We start from the raw sequence: 19,498 nt of genomic DNA, 5'->3' as shown, positions 1-19,498 counted from the left end.
TATATGCATTAGGTTTAGTGATTAAAGTGTAGGAACGACAGGCAATACATGGCCCTGATCATCAAAAAATAACCGGTCCATGCACACCTCTCGATTAAACCCAGCAGCATCGCCCATATCGATACCTTTGGGATAATTAAAACGATGATATACAATATACCATTCATCTTTACCTGGAATCTGCAAAATAGAATTATGTCCTGTACCATAAATTCCTTGGGTAGGATCCTTTTGCAAGACTAAATTATTTTCAGGAACAGTGATCGGTCCATCTGGAGAAGTCGCGGTTCCATAACGTACCCGATAATTTTCACTTCGGGTGTCATCCTCCGACCAAAAGAAATAATAAAGACCTTTTCGGTAGACCACATAGGCGCCTTCCCGGAAAGTCTTGTCGGGTGTTAACACTTTGATTGTATTTCTTTTAATCGAGATCATATCCTTATTGAGTTCAGCAACAGCTAGGTAGCCATTTCCCCAATACAGGTAGCTTTTTCCCGATTTCGGATCGTTAAACACTGCAGGGTCAATTTCCTGCCCTCCTTTTACACCATTTGGTTTGAAATCGATCAAGGGTTTACCTGAATCTTTAAATGGGCCTGTTGGCAAATCGGCCACCGCAACACCAATCTTTTGGGCTGCTGTAAAGTAATAATAGTACTTATAATCGTTCTTGATTTTCTTTTCCGTAATGGTAGGTGCCCATGCATGTCGAGGCCCCCAAGCAACATCTTTTTTCAGATCCAAAATCACACCCTCATCTTTCCAATGACTTAGATCTGTGGAAGAAAAAGTTTTAAAATAATAACCACCCCAACCGTCAAAGCCATCACTCGTTGGATAGATATAGTATTTCTTTGTTTTGTTGGAATAGAGGACATCCGGATCGGCATAAAAGCCATCCAATACTGGATTCTTTCTGAATGTGAATTCCATATCTTTGGGTGTCCCCCATTTGGTGGTCAAATCCAGAATTTCTTGTCTTGAAATAGGAATGATGGTCCCATGCCGTGGATGAAAATCCATGTCAATTTGATGGTCGATTACTTTAAAACGATCAAGGTCTTCAGAGGTGCAGAATTGATACTTCCCCTTACCATAGACATCATACATCAGGATATATTTGTCCGACTGATTGAGTTTAAAGACACTGGATCCTTCCACAGCATCATTGGTCTGTTGTTTATAGCCCGGTTGTTCAATCCACTTACCCGAAGTGAGTGAATCGGTTATCGCCAGCTTAATGCCATTTCCATGTCCTTCGGTCTTGTAAAAAAGGTAGAATAAACCATTCTTTGCAATAATATCGCCATCGATACAGGATTTACCATTTTTTGGAAGAAACAGCACGTTAGGTTCGGTTTCAAAATCTGTAAAGTCCTTGTTTGCATAAGCATAGTAGATGATATCTGGACCATTTCCGTGCTGCATGGACCAGTACACCATATATTTGTCCACGGAAGGGTCAAATATAGTCTGGGGCGCCCATACTCTTTTCAACGCTTCCTGACCTTTGAAACGCTGCTGTATATCGATTGCCTGATGGGACCAATGGACAAGGTCTTCGGATTTTAGCAGGATCAAACCCCGATTAGAATCCCAGCCTTTGGAGGAAGTCATGTCGGTGAGCACCATATAAAATGTTTTTCCATCTTCGCCACGGAGAATATGCGGATCACGTACACCGCCGGTTTTACTGATTATCTTCGAACCCAGGATAGGCTGATTGTCATTCAACGCGCGATAGGTATAGCCATCTGTGCTGATCGCAAAACAAACAGCTTCGTCTACAACAGCATTCCCTTTGAAATAGGCAAATAAGTAACCTGCAAAATCTTTCTCGGTAGGTCCGCTGCGATAAACCTGTGCAAAAACACCGCATGTAGCATGTATTAAAAATAAGGTAACTAAGATTGAAATTCTGTTTTTTTTCATGAAGATTTAGTTGAAGAAATAAGCATTGGCTTATTTTCGCGTCTATACATTTTTGCATCTCTAAAAGCCACGGGATTTGATCCCGTGGCTTCGTAATCTGACCATTTAACTTGTCGTCAGTACCTATTTTAAAGCTATTTTTTGAACGGCAGTATAGTAGTACTCTCCCGATACCGTAGCTTTCACCCCTATTCGGGCAAACACATAATCGAGGTTTTTCAAATTGTCCGGCAACTCTCCGACAATCCTCGTCGGTTGACCGAAAGCAACGTTAGCCAAATTGGCGTCCACACGTAGCTCGCGTTGTACCTGATCTGTCAAGACAGATTTACCGAGGTAAAGACGCACAAACTCCAAATTTGCCGTACCTACTATTCTGTTCACCGTAAAGTTAGCCGAAATACTGTTATTATTTTTTTGAAAAGACTCGTTTGTCACCGTAAAATAGGGTGTTACAGGTACATCAATGGTCGTATTGCCCTTCACTTGTACCAAAACCGTATCAGTTGCCTGTTGCAGCCATGGTGAATCTCCTTTCCGCACCAATTTGTATTCGCCATCAAAAAGACTAACAGAAAAAGAGCCGTCCTGATCAAAATATACGGGTATTGCTGAGCGAAGCGGGTACCCATCCTGCCATAATTCCAATTGAGGGCCGTTATTCCGAACGCCAATTGCCTTCCCCTCATAAACAACGCGTCCTGAAAGGGTTGATTTTGGAGCTTCAAAATTATCATATTCGCAACCTACAACGAGTAGACTTGCAAAAGCTATCAATAAGCTTAAAAATTTTATTTTCATGGTTCAATTAGATTAATGGAATGGATTTCTAACTATTTTAGGATTTTTATTGATGACATCCTGACTAATGGACGCATAATAATTGGCCATACGGAAAAAGCGTGCCTTTCTGAAACGCGCGGGTCTTACCCGTTCATAGATATACTTACCGTCATCGGCATGCCCTGGACGCACGACACGATAAGCATATAGTCCATATACAACCGCGTTGGGATCATTTTCAGATCCGTCCCACACCAAATGTGCAATACGCCACCTTTTAAGATCATAGTAACGATGGTCTTCGAAGGCAAGTTCGACACGGCGTTCATTTCGGATAATATCCATCGTTAGGTTACTGATGCTATTGGCCGGGAATCCTGCTCTTTCCCGTAACTTATTGACATAGGTTCTTGCGTCTACAATCTGTCCCAACTCAAATGCAGCTTCTGACGCATTGAGATAAATTTCCCCCAGACGAAACCACGGCCACCAGTTAGCAGCTGATGTACCGCGTGTACTGGCTGCCGGCGCATCACTGACAAATTTACGGATATAGAAACCGGTGTTGCTTACATCCTGTGCATCATAAAGCGGTCCATCAAAGCCGGTCCACAAACCACCACTCGCATAATTTTGTCCCAGTTGTGGTGCTGCAGTAAACTGGTAGGCTCCATTTGCCCCCCAAGTTGCCACTCCAGCCTGAATACTTACAGCGCGTCCGCGGAATGAAGTTCCCGGATAAATCACCGTTCCAAACAAACGGGCATCTTTATTTGCAAAAATATCGTTGATATTTTGGTAGGCTATGTAATTTCCTGCGCCGTTTTTATCATGTAGTGTACCTTTGCTACCATCTAAGTAATCAAAACTTTCCACAAGGCTCAACGATGGCGAAATCGTCGATGACGACTCATTGTCTTCGGTCAGACTTCTGACGATATTGTCATAAGCAAAGCGGTGAACTTTTAAACTCGTTACAAAATCCTTTGCAAAGATGACCTCAGCACCAGTTTTCTTATTGAGCATATCATAAAAATTGGCACCTTTATCGGCATTCTCATTGTAAAGCGCATAGGGGCCGTTCATAATTTCCTTGGAGGCAGCCAGCGACTTGGTATAATACCCAGTAGCCATGTTGGCAGGAATTCCCACTTCTCCCCCTGCAGTCGTTATCGGTGAGGCCATCAGATTATTATATTTCGCGATGGATGCCGCATAAAGCATTGCCCGACTTTCCAAAGCTAATGCCGTATACTTGTTGGCTCTGGTCTTACTGGCATTATAGACGGCGAGATCTTCCTTGATCTCTTCCAGTTCTTTGTAAATAAAATCGTAGACTTCATACTCTTTGGCACGTGCCACCTGCAATGGTGTTGGATCGCCGCTAAAGTCATAGATAAGTTGGGTAGTGACAATCGGAACGCCCCCCATGCGTTTGACGAGTTCGAAGTAAACAAAAGCGCGGATGAAGCGTAATTCGGCTTTATACTGCTTGCGTTGTGCATCAGACAATAGTGTACTGAACTGATCGATATTTTCTAGGGAAAGATTCAGATCCCGAATAAGTCCATAGTCCCAATAGCGACCGTAGTCGTCGCCAAATTGGTAATCGTTACGCCAGTTTTGATCGCGATGTCCCGACCACATCGCATCATCCAATTCGGTCATTCCTCCTGTATTGAAAACACCATGTAACGTTGGCATTCTATCGTAATAATTGGCGACGAGTGAAGTCAATAGTTTCGGATCATTCCAAAGCTGTGCATCGGTAATCAATGATTTTGAATCCCGGTCAAACCAATCGTCGTGATTGCAGCTGCTCAACGAGGACAAGGTCAATAAAGCAACGCCTATGTAGGTAAGTTTAAATCGTAGTTTCATGTTAAAAAGTCATATTAAATCCAACCATAAATACCCTTTGCTGTGGATATACTACTGCTGCTCTAGCTTCGATCTCGGGATCAATCTGGTAGTCTTTGACATTGTCAAACGAAATCAAGTTTGAAGCGTTGATATAGAACCGTATTTTTTCGGCCTTAATCTTTTGAATCCATGCTTTTGGCAGATTGTATCCAACCTCCAGGTTGCGGACTCGGAGGTAACGCACATTGGTCAACCAAAAATCACTGTTTCGACTATTGGGACCTGAGTTGCCGTTGCGAATCGCAGGGTAGCGTCCCGGAATCCATTCGCTGTTTGGATCATAAGGGTCTTTGCGATGCCATCTATCTTCCAGCAGGTAGGCTGGAGAATTGCCTCCACCATGGAAGGCATTACGTAACTCATAATCCTGAAACCAGGATTGCACCGCACCACCGGCCAAATCGACATTTAAGTTGATGCCTTTCCAGTCAAGTCCTATCCGACCACCGAAGCTCATCATCGGTGCCCAACCCGTCGGATAACCAATCGGACGCTGATCCATATCATTGATAACACCGTCGCCGTTTACATCTTTATAAATGAGATCACCAGGAAGTTGTGTCCTATTGTTCTGACCATCATTATTGATCGGATGGTTGCGGATCTCTTCTTCTGACTGAAATCTTCCGACAACTTGGTATCCCCACCATACTCCACCCCAGCGGTCTTCAATCGAGTTACGGTATTCATTCCACGAATTACTGAAACGAGGCTTATAGGTTTCTAGGTCACGATAACGTGAAAAAGTCATATTCCCACTGACAACATAGTTAAGTTCACCGACCTTATCGGTATAGGTAATGATACCTTCCGCACCATAATAGCCGTTTTTGCCGAGGTTTTCATTGGGAAGGTCATAACCGATTTCAGCTGGTAATAGGACATCGTATCGTTTGCCAGGATATCCTGTACGGATAATTTTAAAGATATCGGCCGTCAATGTCAGCTTATTATTCAACAAGGTAGCATCGACCCCCATATTATAATTGGTATTTTTAACCCAGGAGAGGTTGCGCACTGGTAAACCTCTAGGCTGTACCCCGGGCACATAGGCTCCGTCTAAGACAGCACTTCCAGCCGCCCAATTATATCCGGCAAGGTAATCATGCATTCCCACGCCCTCTTCAAGTCCGGTTTGCCCGATCGAACCACGGATTTTAAGGTCACTCACCACGGATTTCAAAGGCTTGAAGAACCCCTCATCCGAAATACGCCAACCTACTGATGCTCCTGGAAATAATCCCCAGCGTTTACCCTCATAATATTTAAAGGACCCATCATAACGGCCCAGAACTTCCAGAAGATACTTGCCCTTGTAGTTGTAATTGATACGGCCAATATATCCAGCCCGAGCCTCGTAAGCCCATTCATCGGCCAAACTATTGAGCTCCGACAGTCTCAACAACGGAATATAATTGTTCGAAGGATTTGCGCCCAACGCTTTATACGTCCGGTCCCAGTCTGAGCGCTCATAGCCTAACATTCCTGCGAAAGTGTGATCGCCGATCTGCTTGTTATAATCGATCTGGAACTGCGCAAACCGAGAAACAATCTCCCTCGTGGTATCGTAACGCCAGCCAGCATCACTTCCGCCAGTTCGCTTATAGGCATTATTTTCGTATCGATATACATCATAGGTATATTGGAAGCCTTCAAATTTATTGTTGGTATAATTGTAAGAAACAGTTCCCTTTGCCGACAAACCAAAATTTGTCTTATAGGCCGCAAAGAGATTCACATTTCCAGCAAGGTATTTATTGTCTTTATAGCCGGCAATATCGCGACTAAAGAGAGCCGGGTTATAGGGAAAATCATTGGTATGATTGATATACTCTGGATTGTCATTTGCATAAGGGCCTACCGTCGGTCTATTTTTCATAATAGCCAAAATCGAGGAGAAGTAGCCATCTCCACCTGGTAAGCCAACATCCTGGGTTCCCTCATGTCTTCCTGAAATCTGTGTACCGACAGTAAACCCCTTCAGCACCTCAGCTTCCATATTGGCCTGAAAATTGGTTCGCTTATAATTGAAATCCTTGATCATTGCATCCTGATTGAGGTGGCCCAATGACAGGAAATAATTTGATTTTTCACTTCCACCGGTGACATTGGCATTGATGTATCGCTGTGGGATATTCTTACGGATCACCATATCATAATAATCATAGCCTTGGTAGCCGGGCTCTGTTCCAGCCTGCCATTTAGCCAACTCTTCGGGCGTATAAACCGTCTTCGGATCACGGTTTTCATTCTGCGCAGCCTCAACCAATCCACGTGTGTATTGTTTAGCGTTTGCCATGGTCGGAAAACGTGTCAAATTCTGCCAGCCTTGGTAGCCATTAATATTGATTTTTGCACTTTCTCCTTTTGCTCCTTTTTTGGTGGTAATAAGTACAACACCTCTAGAAGCACGGAATCCATATACTGCCGCTGCGGCATCTTTCAAAATAGAGATACTCTCAATATCTTCGAGATTCAGCGAGTTGAAGATATCTGCTCCGGAGCCATTCTGTGTACCGACCCAGTCAGTACCTTCCTGACCGCCGTAAGCGACCCCATCAATTACATATAATGGCGAGCCCATATTCCGGATTTCAATCGCTGCACCACGACCCGGACGCGCGTCTTTGGCACGCACGGAGATCCCCTGCACCTTTCCTGCCAAAGCCCCAGCAGTTGTCGTCGATGATGACCGTACAATATCCTCTGATTTAATATTGCTTACTGCCCCCGTAATATTACGTTTGGACTGTTTACCATAACCAACAACGACGACATCCTCCAAAACATTTTCATCTGCCTCGAGCTGGATTTTTAAATTTGTTGTTCCATCCAATGGAACTCGGCGAGTCTTATATCCAACAAATGACACAACGAGCGTTCCTTTGTTGGCATTCAGCTCAAATTTCCCCGATTTGTCTGTTGAGGTTCCCTTTCCCCCTTCTAGGAGGAGTACACTCGCACCAACGATAGGCTCGTTTGCTTTGTTGAAAACTTGTCCCGTAACCTTCTCCTGCGCATACAGCAATGTTGGCATCACACTCAACATGGTGTAAAAAGAAGCAATCTTTAAGTTTTTCATAAATTTAAATACGAATTAAACAGTAAATAATACAATCTAGCCGGACAAGACAATATGATGGTAAACTATGGTCTACTTTGGTTATTTCTTTTGCATCGTTGCCACCCCTACCTAGATTTTATAATTGGATAATACCTCAAACTTAGCCCATTTTGCAGCATTACATCATATACAAATCCGTCAAAAACCATATAATTTTCAGTCAAAAACAGCTTTTATAATATATTTAAGGCATATTTCCTGTTTGATAAAACCTGAGCCTGCTTTTATCGGTCTGCCATGGGGAGGCTGTTTTATGCGAAAAAAAAATGCCCCTAGCCACGGAGGAGTAGCAGGGGCATTATGAGCTTTTGTGTATTATTTTAATACGTTACCCGGATCTTATTGTCGGCTCGTTGGTATTCGGAAGGTAGCTGGCCAAACTCTTCCTTAAAGCACTGCCGAAAATAAATTGCACTATTGATTCCGACCATAAACGACACTTCAGTCACATTATATTTCCCCGTCCGAAGTAGATCCGCAGCCTTATGGATACGTATCTTGCGAACCAGTTGATTGATATTTTTACCTGTGATCCCCTTCAACTTGCGGTATAAGGTAGACTGACTCATATTCATTCGGTCAGCAAGGGCAGCAGCGTCCAATACTTCATCCTGCATATGTTGCTCGACAATCTGCATAAAATCCTGAACAAATTCATTTTCCCGCCACAGCTCCTCAGGAGGTTTTTGCTCGGTATAATCATCTGAATAGGGTGATTTGCTGTTTAAACTTTCCAAAACCAGTTCATTGATCTGTTTCTGTCGGCTCAATAGGTTGTCGATACGTTTGAAGAGTAAAGCTGCCGTAACAGGTTTGATCAGGTAGGAGTCTATCCCCAGATCATACCCCCGTTGCCGGTCTGCATCGGTGTTTTTCGCCGTCAATAGTAGCAGTGGAATATGACTTGTACTGCGTTCCTGTTTGAGCTGCTGTACCAGCTCAAAGCCATCCATATCGGGCATCGTAATATCACTGATCACCAGATCAGGTATTAGTGCCATCGCCGTTTTATAGCCCGCAGCTCCATTTTCAGCAAGTACCACATCATAATGCCTTTGCAAGGTAGTTCCCAGATACTCACGGAGCTCCCAATCGTCCTCAACCAGTAGAATCAGGGGCGCTGCGAAGCCGTGGGCGGGTCGCTTTCTTGTGCGACAACTTGATCTACTTTTAGCTTGACCGTAAATGTAGTGCCTAGCCCAAACGTGCTACTTACCTCCACCTTTCCATGATGTATTGCAACAAGTTCCTTGACCAAAGCAAGGCCAATTCCTGTACCTTGCGTACCTGTGCCTGGAATCTGATAATACTTTTCAAAAATCCGGACCATATCTTTTTCGGCAATACCAACACCCGTGTCTTCTACAGACAATATGGCCCAATGATTTAGATCTGCACCTTCGTAGCGCAGGCTTAGTTTAATATAGCCGGACATTGTGTATTTATACGCATTCGACAATAAATTATCGACAATCAACTGCACAATTTCTGCATCAAACAACGTACGTATATCCTCGGCAGGGAGTTCGGACGATACGCGAAGACCAGGTTTGTGATTCAATGTTTTATATTTATGTGTCAGATCGGCTAGCATTTCGCCCAAGGATCCAGCTTCGGGGACAAAGGGTTTAAATTGCGATTCTACCTTCCGAAACTCCAAAAGCTGGTTGACCAATGTGAAAAGTCTATTGGCACTTTTCTGAACCGTCTGAACTAATGCACGGTGTTTCTCAGCAAGCTGCTTTTCTTGCGACAGGTCCTCAAGGGGGCCCAGGATCAACGTCAGGGGTGTACGCAATTCATGGGTAATATGCGTATAGAAGTTCATCCGCTCGGCATGCAGCTGTTCGTCCTGTAGGTGTTGTCGCTCTTTAAATTTTAGTTCCGATTCGGCTTTCATTCTCTTGAAATAAAAGGAAATGATCACATATCCAATCAGCAGTACGAGTACTATATAAAACACCTTAGCAGGTAAGCTTAAATAAAAAGGTGGCGCGATGTTAATCAGCAGCTGTTGGTACTCGTGCGACCACTTACCGTTTTTCATTCGCGTACGAATGAGCAGCTCATGCTCACCATAGGGAATATTGCGAAAGTCGAGGTTTGTCTCATTGCCCAGAAAAATCCAATCATTATTGAATCCCTCCAATTGATACCCAAATTCGACCAATCCATCCAAAGCAAAATCCATGACAGCAAGTTCGATGCGAAAACTATTTTCCTCATAATTGAGCGTGATAGTCTTTGTGCCCGACGGATATTTATCAACCTGCGCATTGGATTCGCCCGATTGAAAAACAATAAATCGGCTCACACTTACAGGCGAAGTAGGTAAATCGGATGGAATAGCTGTGGGATTGAAATAACACATCCCTTCCTGCATCCCAAAATACAGGCGTCCTTCTGTATCTTTTCCAACGCTTCCGTTGATAAAGCCTCCCAAGGGTAAACCAAAGGATTGGTCGTAGTGTAGAAAACGTCTCTCTTGCGGGACATAGCGCAACATCCCCGATTTGGTTGCGCACCAAATATTTCCGGTATGATCCTCAGCAAGTCCATTAACAAACAGCCAAGCATTACCTTCCGGGGGTAACAATACTGCGAGATCACCGATTTTCTTACCTGCATCCTGCATGGCCAATCCGTGGTTTGTAGCGATCCAAATATTATTATCCCTATCGCGTAGCAAATGATTGATTGTATTATTGCGCAATCCACTCTTATTGTCCATCTTACGAAGCAGCTTACGGTCGGAATTATATACATAGAGTCCCTGCCCATAAGTTCCTACCCACATATTGTGCTGACCATCTTCCACTAGCGTTCGCGGTGCATAATCACCAAGCATAGGCTTATTGATCAGAAGCTTTTTAACATGGTGTGCCACTCCATCGTATATAAAAAGACCTTGATGGGCAGCAATCCAAATGTGCCCCAAATGATCCTCATATATCGCACGAACTTCGGTCACCGACTCCCCTAAATCGATCATATGCCAATCGGAAGATCCAGCATATTGGACAGCAATCCCGCCCTTCCGCAATCCCATCCATACATGCTGATGCCGATCCTTAAATGCCGTAAGTATAAAATCGTCGGGCAATCCATTTTTTTGGGTAATTTGTCGCAACAAACCGCCTTCAGCATTCATTTCTACTATACCCGAGCCCTCAGTTACCAGTCGAGTCCGATTTTCACCAGTTAATACATTACTCACTGTTGCCAATCGGTCAGGTAACATATTGTCTGAAGGAAAAACACTAAAAAAAGGAGCCATATGCGAAACAACCCCTACACCTCCACCATATAACGCCAGCCAAATATTTCCGAACCGATCCGGAGTGATATGCTGGACCATGGTATTATTACCTTTGCCAAGATCAAAAAGCTGTATGTGCTGCACGCCTTCAAAACATTTATCAAACGTATATTTCGGCTGCAGCAAAAATAGTTGCGATGACTCGCCTCCTATCCATAAGGTATTGCCGATTTCCTTGATTGCGTAGACAAAAGGTTCATTCCCATTTTTTGCTAATCCTGCCAAAGGGACTTGCTGTAATCGACCTGATGCCGGATGATATACTGCCAAGCCTTTACGGGTTCCAATCCACACATTTCCAGCCTGATCACAAAACAACACTTTAATCTCATTATCAGGAAGTTTACCCAAGGTATTCTGATAAGTCAATCGTTTCAATGAGCGACGAAGAGGATCTAAAATTGTCAGGCCCTCATTTACATGCCCAATGTAAAGCATGTTACTGCGATCTTCAGCTAAGGACCAAACACTATTCTCGGGAAGTCCGGGACAATTTTTCTTATTGAAATGATTAAACTCTTTAGTTATTGGATCGAAATGCTGTACACCTTGATGATAGGTGGCCAGCCACAGTTTTCCATCTTTCCCTTCAATCATATCGGTTATATCATTTGTCGCGATGGATTTCGGATTAGTGCCGTCATGTGTGTAATAGCTAAATTTATTTGTACGTAAGTCAAGTACATTCAGGCCATTGGACCGCGTTCCGATATACACTTTCTTGTCGGTATAAAGCAAGGTATTGATTTCATTACTATTGACCGATAGCCCATCCGGCTTGTCTGTTGCATAAAATGATTTAAAAGACTTCCCTGCATACCGGTTCAATCCCAGCTCGCTGGCTATCCACATAAATCCGTCATCATCGTGCACAATATCCAGCACCTGCTGATTGGTCAGACCATCTTGAAGGGAGAAAAAATGGACGCGATTAGGCTGTCCATAAACGTGGGCCAACTGCCAAAAGAAAACAATGCTAATAAGAAAATTTTTCATAGCTCTACCACCACCAATAAATTAACAACACCAACCTACTTTATTGAAAGGCTTCTCTGCAAAATATCAAAGCAGTCAATCCACAGGCAACTTTTTACGATCTTGTTTAAAACAGCAGTAAAATAATTATGCAATGAAAATATTCAAGATATAAACATACTATAGGCCTATTCAAATACAGGTTATTTTCAAGTTAAAGATAAGAATAAATATATAAATGTCGAACAAACATTTATAACAATATTAGGAGAAATGCTTTGCTTATAATGCCGAGAAGTACAGATCAACCGAAATTGCCGGCCGATACCTGAAATATTGGTATATTGCAGCAAAATCTAAAACTACTTGTGAATCACAAAAAACACATTTATGAATAAAATCTTCTCAACCTTACTTGTATCCTGTGCCCTGTACCTGCCGACATTAAGTTTTGCGCAACAAAAAAACATACTTCCTCAACTTATTCCGTTTCCTCAACAGCTGGAAGCCGGGCCGGGCCTTTTTCAGCTAAATGGTCAAGAATTGGGTTACGCTATTGATCCAGCATTTTCTTCCAGGTCACTGCCGGCATGGATCAACCAATCCCTATTCGGTCAACTGAGCAAAAAAAGCGTGAAGAAGACAAACGCCACGCTGCAATTGATCAAAGTCCAGGGCCTCTCAGATGAAGCGTATGAATTGAAGATAGATCAAAAAGGCATACAAATCATCGCTTCTTCAGAAAAGGGCGCATTTTATGGTTTACAGACAGTCCAGCAATTGTATCTACTTTCGGGAACAACAGGCAAGCTTGCTCTTCCCTATGTGACCGTAAAAGATCAGCCTGCTTTCAAATGGCGCGGTGTCGAGCTCGATGTAGCCCGCCACTTTTTTCCAAAAGATTATATCTATAAATTCATAGATCTGCTTGCAACCTACAAATTTAACAAATTTCATTTGCACCTTACGGACGATCAAGGTTGGCGCATAGAAATCAAGAAATACCCTAAACTAACCGAACAGGGGGCTTGGCGTACTTATAACAACCAAGATTCGGCCTGCTTTGTGAAAGCCAAAGAGAACCCCGACTTTAATCTGCCGAAGGAATTGATCCGTACCACAAACGGAAAGGAAGAATATGGTGGTTTCTATACACAACAAGATATCAAGGACATTGTTGCCTATGCGGCCAGTCGGCAAATAGAGGTTATTCCGGAAATAGACATGCCCGGACATATGATGGTGGCTACTAAGGCCTATCCTGAGCTCCTATTGGACAGCCAATCCGCGGGCTGGGGGAAACAGTTTTCTGTCCCCATCAGTCCTTGGAAAGAAAGCAGCTATACCTTTGTTGAAAACGTTCTAGGCGAAATTATCGACTTATTTCCTTCACATTATATTCACATCGGAGCCGATGAGGTCGAAAAAGACTCCTGGTCAAAATCAGCAGCGGCCCAAGCTTTTATGAAAGAAAAGCAAATAGCGGACTTACATGATCTTCAAAGTTATTTCGTCAAACGGGTAAACAGCTTTATTCGTTCAAAAAATAAACGGAGCATCGGCTGGGATGAAATATTAGACGGTAGCTCGGACACGAGCATGATGGTGATGTACTGGCGTGGTTGGGTAAAAAATGCACCGATAGAAGCTGTAAACCGTGGTCACCGGGTCGTTATGACACCTACCAACCCGCTTTATTTTGATTATTTACCCAATAGTAGCAGCCTGGATGCCGTGTACAATATGAATGTCGTACCTACAGATATTTCCAGCCAAAAAGCACCGCTGATCCAAGGTGCACAGGCCAATATCTGGACAGAAATGATTCCTTCCGCCGCTCGATTGGAGTTTATGATTCTCCCGCGCTTAAGTGCTTTATCAGAACGTGTATGGACCAACAAACCGCTGTATGATAGCTATATCAATCGAGTAATTGCGCACTTTGGACTTTGGAACAAAATGGGTTTACGCTATCGTATGCCAGACCTCACAGGATTCGCCGAAACACAGGTTATTGTTGATGGACAATCTGTTCTAAAGGTAGCAAATGAACTTCCACAAAATCAAATACACTATACAACGGATGGTAGTCTCCCAACGCAGCAGAGCCCAGTATTGAACGGTTCGCTCGTGGTTAAAAAAGAAGGGCCAATTCGTTTTGCAACAATCTCCTCTTCCGGTGCAAAAAGTGAACTTTATCAGGTTGATTTTAAAAATGATACCTGGAAAAAGAGTATAGAACCTGATGAAAATAGCATGGCTCCAGGGCTTATGGCAACACTTTTCAATGGAAATTTTGCCAACACTTCGGCCATTACAGGGCCTGAAGTACGCCGGGAAGTGATCAGCAATGTCGCTTTAAGCGATACCATCAAAATGCCTTCATTTGGTGCAAAAATACGGGGATTTATCTATGTCAAGGAAAAAGGGATCTATAATTTCTACTTCACCTGCGATGATGGCGGCGTCTTGCGGATACATGATCAGCTCGTCGTCAATAATGACGGGCAGCATGCACCGATTATGAAAAGTGGACAGATTGCTTTAGAACCAGGCTACCATCCAATTGCTGTAGATTTCCTTGAAGCTGGAGGCGGATTTACCCTAAAACTTCAATACAGTCTCAATGATTCAAAGGTAATTGATATTCCCAAAGAGTCCTTTTTCCATAAAAAGGATTAATAATCATTATGATATATAGAGAGATAACCCCAGTATGGTCAATTCCATCTGGGGTTATTTTTTTCGGGCCTAGGGACTTTGTTTTATTTATAGAATGGCATAAGTTTTGCCTAGCTGTAACCATAATGTTACTAACTATGAAAAAGAACTTTATTCTCCTTGCTCTAGCGACCCTGGTGTTGTTAGGCAGCTGCAGCAAAAATGATGGTCCCTCCTCACAAAAAACACCTGTCACAGTAAAAATTACGGATGCTCCAGGTTACTATGACGCGATCAATCTTCACATCGATGCGATCGAGATCCGAACTACTTCGGGTAGCACAACGATAGATGTCGCCGCCGATCCATTTAATATTTTGAATTATACAATGGGAAAAGATACCGTCATCGCAGGGCAGGATGTTCCATCTGGTATGATCCAAGAAATTCGGCTCAAACTTAATGACTCAGGAAATGAAATCTGGGTCAATGGCGTTGTCCACCCACTAAAAACACCCAGTGGACAATCCTCCGGCGTTAAACTCAAAGTACAAGATGAGTTAATTCCGGATGTAGCCTACACGCTTCTCCTGGATTTTGATGCTTCAAAATCGATTGTAAAGACGGGCAATGATCAATATCTTCTTAAACCCGTTATTCGTGCTATTCCGGTAGCCACGTCGGGTGCGATCATTGGAACTGTTAATCCGGCTGCATCACTCGCCAATGTATTCGCTATCAATGGAGTAGATACCGTGGGTACTATGGCAAATTCAGCTGGAAAATTTTACTTTCCTGGGATGCCTGAAGGCACTTACAAGATTGTTATCGAACCTTCAGTAGCTGGTTACATGAACAAAAGCATTGAAGGCGTGCAAGTGGCCAAAGGAAGTGTTAAAGATTTAGGAATTATTTCTGTACAATAACGTACGATCGGATTAAAGTATCTGATAAGAAACCTATTGTAAAATTGGACATGCCCCAAATAGTTACCACTATTTGGGGCATTTTAATTGTAGTGGTCTTCTAATCCATCCACGAAAATGTGTTGATTCAATTTTTAGATCATCTCGCCTACAACACTGATTGATCAATAAGTATCTGAGACTGATGAAAGTGAAAGCATATTGGCAAAAAGACGATATGCTCCCGCTACTCCTGCAGGCAGTTGTCTAAATAGAGACAAACTATTGTAGATATAATAACCTTTTCCTGTTTTGCGAAGCAGTAACAAGCCATCTTCATGCTGATTGTTTGCGTTTTGCCCGCGTAGTATTGGTTCAAAGTCTGCACTCCATTTTTGCGGTAAAAAAAGTGCCCGATCTTGTACCCAATTTTGAAAATCATGCTGTCCAATTACATTGGGGTAATTCAATATACGATGAGATGGGTCTAAAAATGAAATGCGGCTCTCCACATCTGTAATTCTTTCTTGAGAAACAGCTAAAGGATAAGTCCCAACCTCAGTCAAATGCAAATCATATGGCGTATTATACTGCCCTATCAATACACCGCCCTGCTCCACATAGTCACGGAAAAGCTGATGAAATTCCGCAATTAAGGAATGAGTATTGTAAATCCGTACTCCCAGGACCACTGCATCAAAATCGAAGAGATTTATTTCACCAATGGACTCAAATGGAATAATATCCAATTGTTCAACAAGTTGGCACAAGCTCCCTCCAAGTTCATCATTCATCCCCGAAATATAAGCAACTTTCCGGGCCGTAATATCCACTGGCAAGTTTAGCACCCGTAGTATTCCCTTAGGAAAGTAAGTTACTTTGTTAATATGCGGATAAACAATACTTCTCGATGTGAACGGATATTTACCTGAACTGGTCTCAATCTCAAATCCAATCTCTTGAATCTCTTCCTGTGATGCTGCTGAACTCAACTCAAAATAAAGTTTTTCCGCTGCATTACCTGCGATGTTGAGATCAATTTCTTTCGGAAATGCGCTCAATCCGTCCGGAAGCGTTAACCTCACTTTAATAGGTAAGGATTCGGCTATATTGGATTGCAGCTCCAAAGCAACTAAACGTTGGGTCGCTTTAGACAGCACAACGATATCCGAATCAAATGCTGCTGTTACCGGGGGAGCTACGACAACTGGACTACCTGCATGTCTTACAGGAAGCTTAATCGCGATCGGTAAGCCGGCAAATTCCAGTTCCAAATGAACCAACAATTCGGTCCCATATTGTGTCAATACAACATCAGCAGACGATTCTGGTGTGTAATTATGTGCGTCACCATTAGCATTAAGCCAAGTTGGAAAAGAAGGTAAAATTGTATGAAGAAGCTGACCATTCAAATGGATCATTTTCGATGGAGACAAGGGAAGATCTATTTGCCTTGCCCCCCTTATAAAAGGAACATTTACCGCTGTCAACTGCAAATTAGACTCAGCTGGAATATGCGCATGCAAGATCATATTAACCTCGGTTCCCGGCACCCATAGGTCGTTAGAAGCCTGTACTTCTAAGGAGACACCAGCAAAATCAAGCAGAAGACGTTCTACCTCAGCTCGTTTTTTATGAATAATATTATCTTCGGGAACGATCTTCATCCAAAATAAGATCGAAGCAAGCTCCAATGTAAGCTCTGCCGTATCAGACTCACATTTTGCGATAAGGTCATCCACCAACCGATTGAATACATTTGCATAAGAATCTTGCACTGAACAATGCGTAAAAATAGTATTCACAGCCTCTGAATTGATCGATGCACTTTTTAATACTTCAAAATACTCGATACTAGAGTGATGCTGCGCCAAACTTACCATGGCCTGAGAACGATGTCGATTACGACTTTCTGCTGCAATTTCACCATAATGTAAATCAAAAGAGCCATGTCTTACAGGAATATCCAAAGAAATATATGCTGGCAAAGGTGTTACTTCTCCGCCAATATCTTTAACACCACTCTCCTGATATACATTCCACAGCAATTGCCGCGCTTGCCAAGGCCTTAGCTCTGCTAACTGTTCTATATAAGCTGTTGGATCAGCGGCTAGATCAAAAGCCTTTGCCATTAGAATCGCTGAGGCCTGATGGTGTCCATGCGCGTCAGGAACATCCGGTGAAAATCGCGTTATGATTACAGTGGGACGAAAATAACGGATAGTCCATACCATATCTGCCAGCACACCGTTTTCATCCCATCGCGCTAAAGTTTCATCCACTGATTTTGCAAAGCCAAAATCCTTAGCACGCGTAAAGAATTGTTTTGTCCCTTCAATTTCACGTGCTGCAAGTGATTCCTGCACCCGAAGTACCCCTAAACCCAACCCCTTCTCTTTACCGATAAAATTCTGTCCCCCTTCACCTCTCGTGACAGAAAGGTAGGCTGTCTCGACCAATTGATCCTGCGCTAGAAAAGTCAATAATTTATTGTTCTCGTCGTCCGGATGGGCACCGGTATATAAAACACGATCCGAAATTTTAAGCATACATAGCTTGCGCATCATCATTTGTTCTCTCCGTGAAAAAGCTTGATTCAAATGCTGCGTTAGTGCCTGTTGTGCTAAAAATTCCAATGCCATATCCTTCCTGCTAAATATTTCTTCGGTTCAAATATAGGAATATTTTCCAATAATCTACTAAATAGATAGATTATATATCAATACAATTTAAAACCAGTAGAAATAAACATTTTAAAATGAAAAGGCAAGAGACAATTTAATCCAATCGTGTTAACACACCTCCTTTATGGCAGTAAAATTCATAACTAACTTCTTTTCTAAAACGTATCACCTTTTCGATATAGATACTACGATGGTTTTTGCAAAGGGAAAAATACTTTTGCTGAAGCTGGAATGGTAAACCAGTCCAGTGAATAGATCGTTCGAATTCCAAACCATGTGTTTGACTATATTCCAAGACAAAATTGGAGTCTCTCCAGCTCAATGCGAATTCAGTTTTATTCTTCGCGTGATCTAAGGCTATCTGCAAGCCATTTTGATCGACAATCTGACGCGAACTACCTGCCAACAATATCACTCCCGAGACAACCATAGCGCCATAACCTATTTTCTTGAATGCCCGGTCGCTGATGTAGGGTAATATAAACTGAACAGTAAATGAAGAGACTATCGTTGCAACAGCAATTGCCAAACCCAGTCCCAGCGCTGCTTTAGAATACAGACCTAAAATAATATAAATAACAAGCTTCACAAGATGTAAAAACACTTCATTTGCAGCACGGGTGGCAATAATCTCCTCCTTAGAAAGCCCCATTCTTAAATAAAACCGGTTGAACAACAAGCCAATTGCACCTGTAATTCCTGAAATAAAGCCCGAAAGAAAACCAATAATTGCCAGAAAAGATTTCGAATACTTGGGTTCGGAAGGCAGCTCTGCGTTTTTTGATTTAAACAATTGAGGAATATTTCCCATGAGAAAAAAAGCAACAAGTAGCTGCAAATAGGAAGGTTCTATAGATTTAATCAGATATCCACCCAATAGTACAGCCGGAATTGAAAATGGTACAAACCATAGAAAGATCCTCCATTTGATATGCCGCTTAAAAACAATTATTCTCGACACTGAGCTGGTAAACGAACCAATAGTTAACGAGAATGGAATTACCGAAGAAGGTAACATAAAATTCAATAAGGGAATAAGGATAAGGCTTGCTCCTCCCCCACATATAGCGCTGATCCAAAAAGCGGCTATCGCACCTAAAAACAGGATAACTAAATTTATCATCATATTTCAACAAAAAACATTTTATCGTAGCACCCTACAAAAATGCACCGGCATTCTGCAGAAATT

The 19,498-nt window shown here is 42.6% G+C and carries 10 protein-coding genes; 2 read left to right on the top strand and 8 right to left on the bottom strand.

All coding sequences use genetic code 11. The annotated features are described in order from the left end of the window. Positions 1-21: 21 nt before the first annotated feature. The 6 genes from AAW12_RS19655 to AAW12_RS19630 form a co-directional block, all read right to left on the bottom strand. On the bottom strand, positions 22-1,935 hold the full coding sequence (locus AAW12_RS19655; RefSeq protein WP_046675307.1) for a family 43 glycosylhydrolase: 1,914 nt from the start codon (positions 1,933-1,935) through the stop codon (positions 22-24). A 123-nt stretch (positions 1,936-2,058) separates the two neighbouring features. After that, positions 2,059-2,736 (bottom strand): DUF3823 domain-containing protein, encoded by a 678-nt coding sequence (locus AAW12_RS19650; RefSeq protein WP_046675306.1) that lies wholly within the window; start codon positions 2,734-2,736, stop codon positions 2,059-2,061. Between the two features lie 12 nt (positions 2,737-2,748). Continuing rightward, a complete protein-coding gene (locus AAW12_RS19645; protein ID WP_046675305.1) occupies positions 2,749-4,599 on the bottom strand; it encodes a RagB/SusD family nutrient uptake outer membrane protein in 1,851 nt (616 codons plus the stop codon). A 1-nt stretch (position 4,600) separates the two neighbouring features. After that, entirely contained in the window at positions 4,601-7,723 is a 3,123-nt protein-coding gene (locus AAW12_RS19640; RefSeq protein ID WP_046675304.1) for a SusC/RagA family TonB-linked outer membrane protein, read from the bottom strand. 362 nt (positions 7,724-8,085) lie between these two features. Next, on the bottom strand, positions 8,086-8,871 hold the full coding sequence (locus AAW12_RS19635) for a response regulator (RefSeq protein ID WP_262506885.1): 786 nt from the start codon (positions 8,869-8,871) through the stop codon (positions 8,086-8,088). Between the two features lie 5 nt (positions 8,872-8,876). After that, positions 8,877-12,080 carry a two-component regulator propeller domain-containing protein gene (locus AAW12_RS19630; protein WP_046675302.1) on the bottom strand — a complete coding sequence of 1,068 codons (3,204 nt, stop codon included), beginning with the start codon at positions 12,078-12,080 and terminating at the stop codon, positions 8,877-8,879. Positions 12,081-12,449: 369 nt separating this feature from the next. On the opposite strand from AAW12_RS19630, the gene AAW12_RS19625 reads away from it, so the two are divergent. Together AAW12_RS19625 and AAW12_RS19620 are read left to right on the top strand one after the other, a co-directional pair. Then, positions 12,450-14,741, top strand: coding sequence for a family 20 glycosylhydrolase (locus AAW12_RS19625; RefSeq protein WP_046675301.1), 2,292 nt, complete (start codon positions 12,450-12,452; stop codon positions 14,739-14,741). Between the two features lie 137 nt (positions 14,742-14,878). After that, positions 14,879-15,646, top strand: coding sequence for a DUF4382 domain-containing protein (locus tag AAW12_RS19620; protein WP_046675300.1), 768 nt, complete (start codon positions 14,879-14,881; stop codon positions 15,644-15,646). Between the two features lie 164 nt (positions 15,647-15,810). On the opposite strand, the gene AAW12_RS19615 is transcribed toward AAW12_RS19620, so the two are convergent. Together AAW12_RS19615 and AAW12_RS19610 are read right to left on the bottom strand one after the other, a co-directional pair. Further along, entirely contained in the window at positions 15,811-18,267 is a 2,457-nt protein-coding gene (locus AAW12_RS19615; RefSeq protein WP_046675299.1) for a PIG-L family deacetylase, read from the bottom strand. A gap of 136 nt (positions 18,268-18,403) precedes the next feature. Further along, the gene (locus AAW12_RS19610; RefSeq protein ID WP_046675298.1) at positions 18,404-19,435 is read right to left on the bottom strand and encodes a sulfite exporter TauE/SafE family protein; all 1,032 of its coding nucleotides are present in this window, start codon (positions 19,433-19,435) and stop codon (positions 18,404-18,406) included. Positions 19,436-19,498: the final 63 nt, after the last annotated feature.

This window comes from Sphingobacterium sp. Ag1 (assembly GCF_000988325.1).
In the GTDB taxonomy this organism is placed as follows: domain Bacteria; phylum Bacteroidota; class Bacteroidia; order Sphingobacteriales; family Sphingobacteriaceae; genus Sphingobacterium.
Note: the sequence above shows the minus strand (reverse complement) of the source record. Positions and strands in the feature narration are given on the sequence as shown.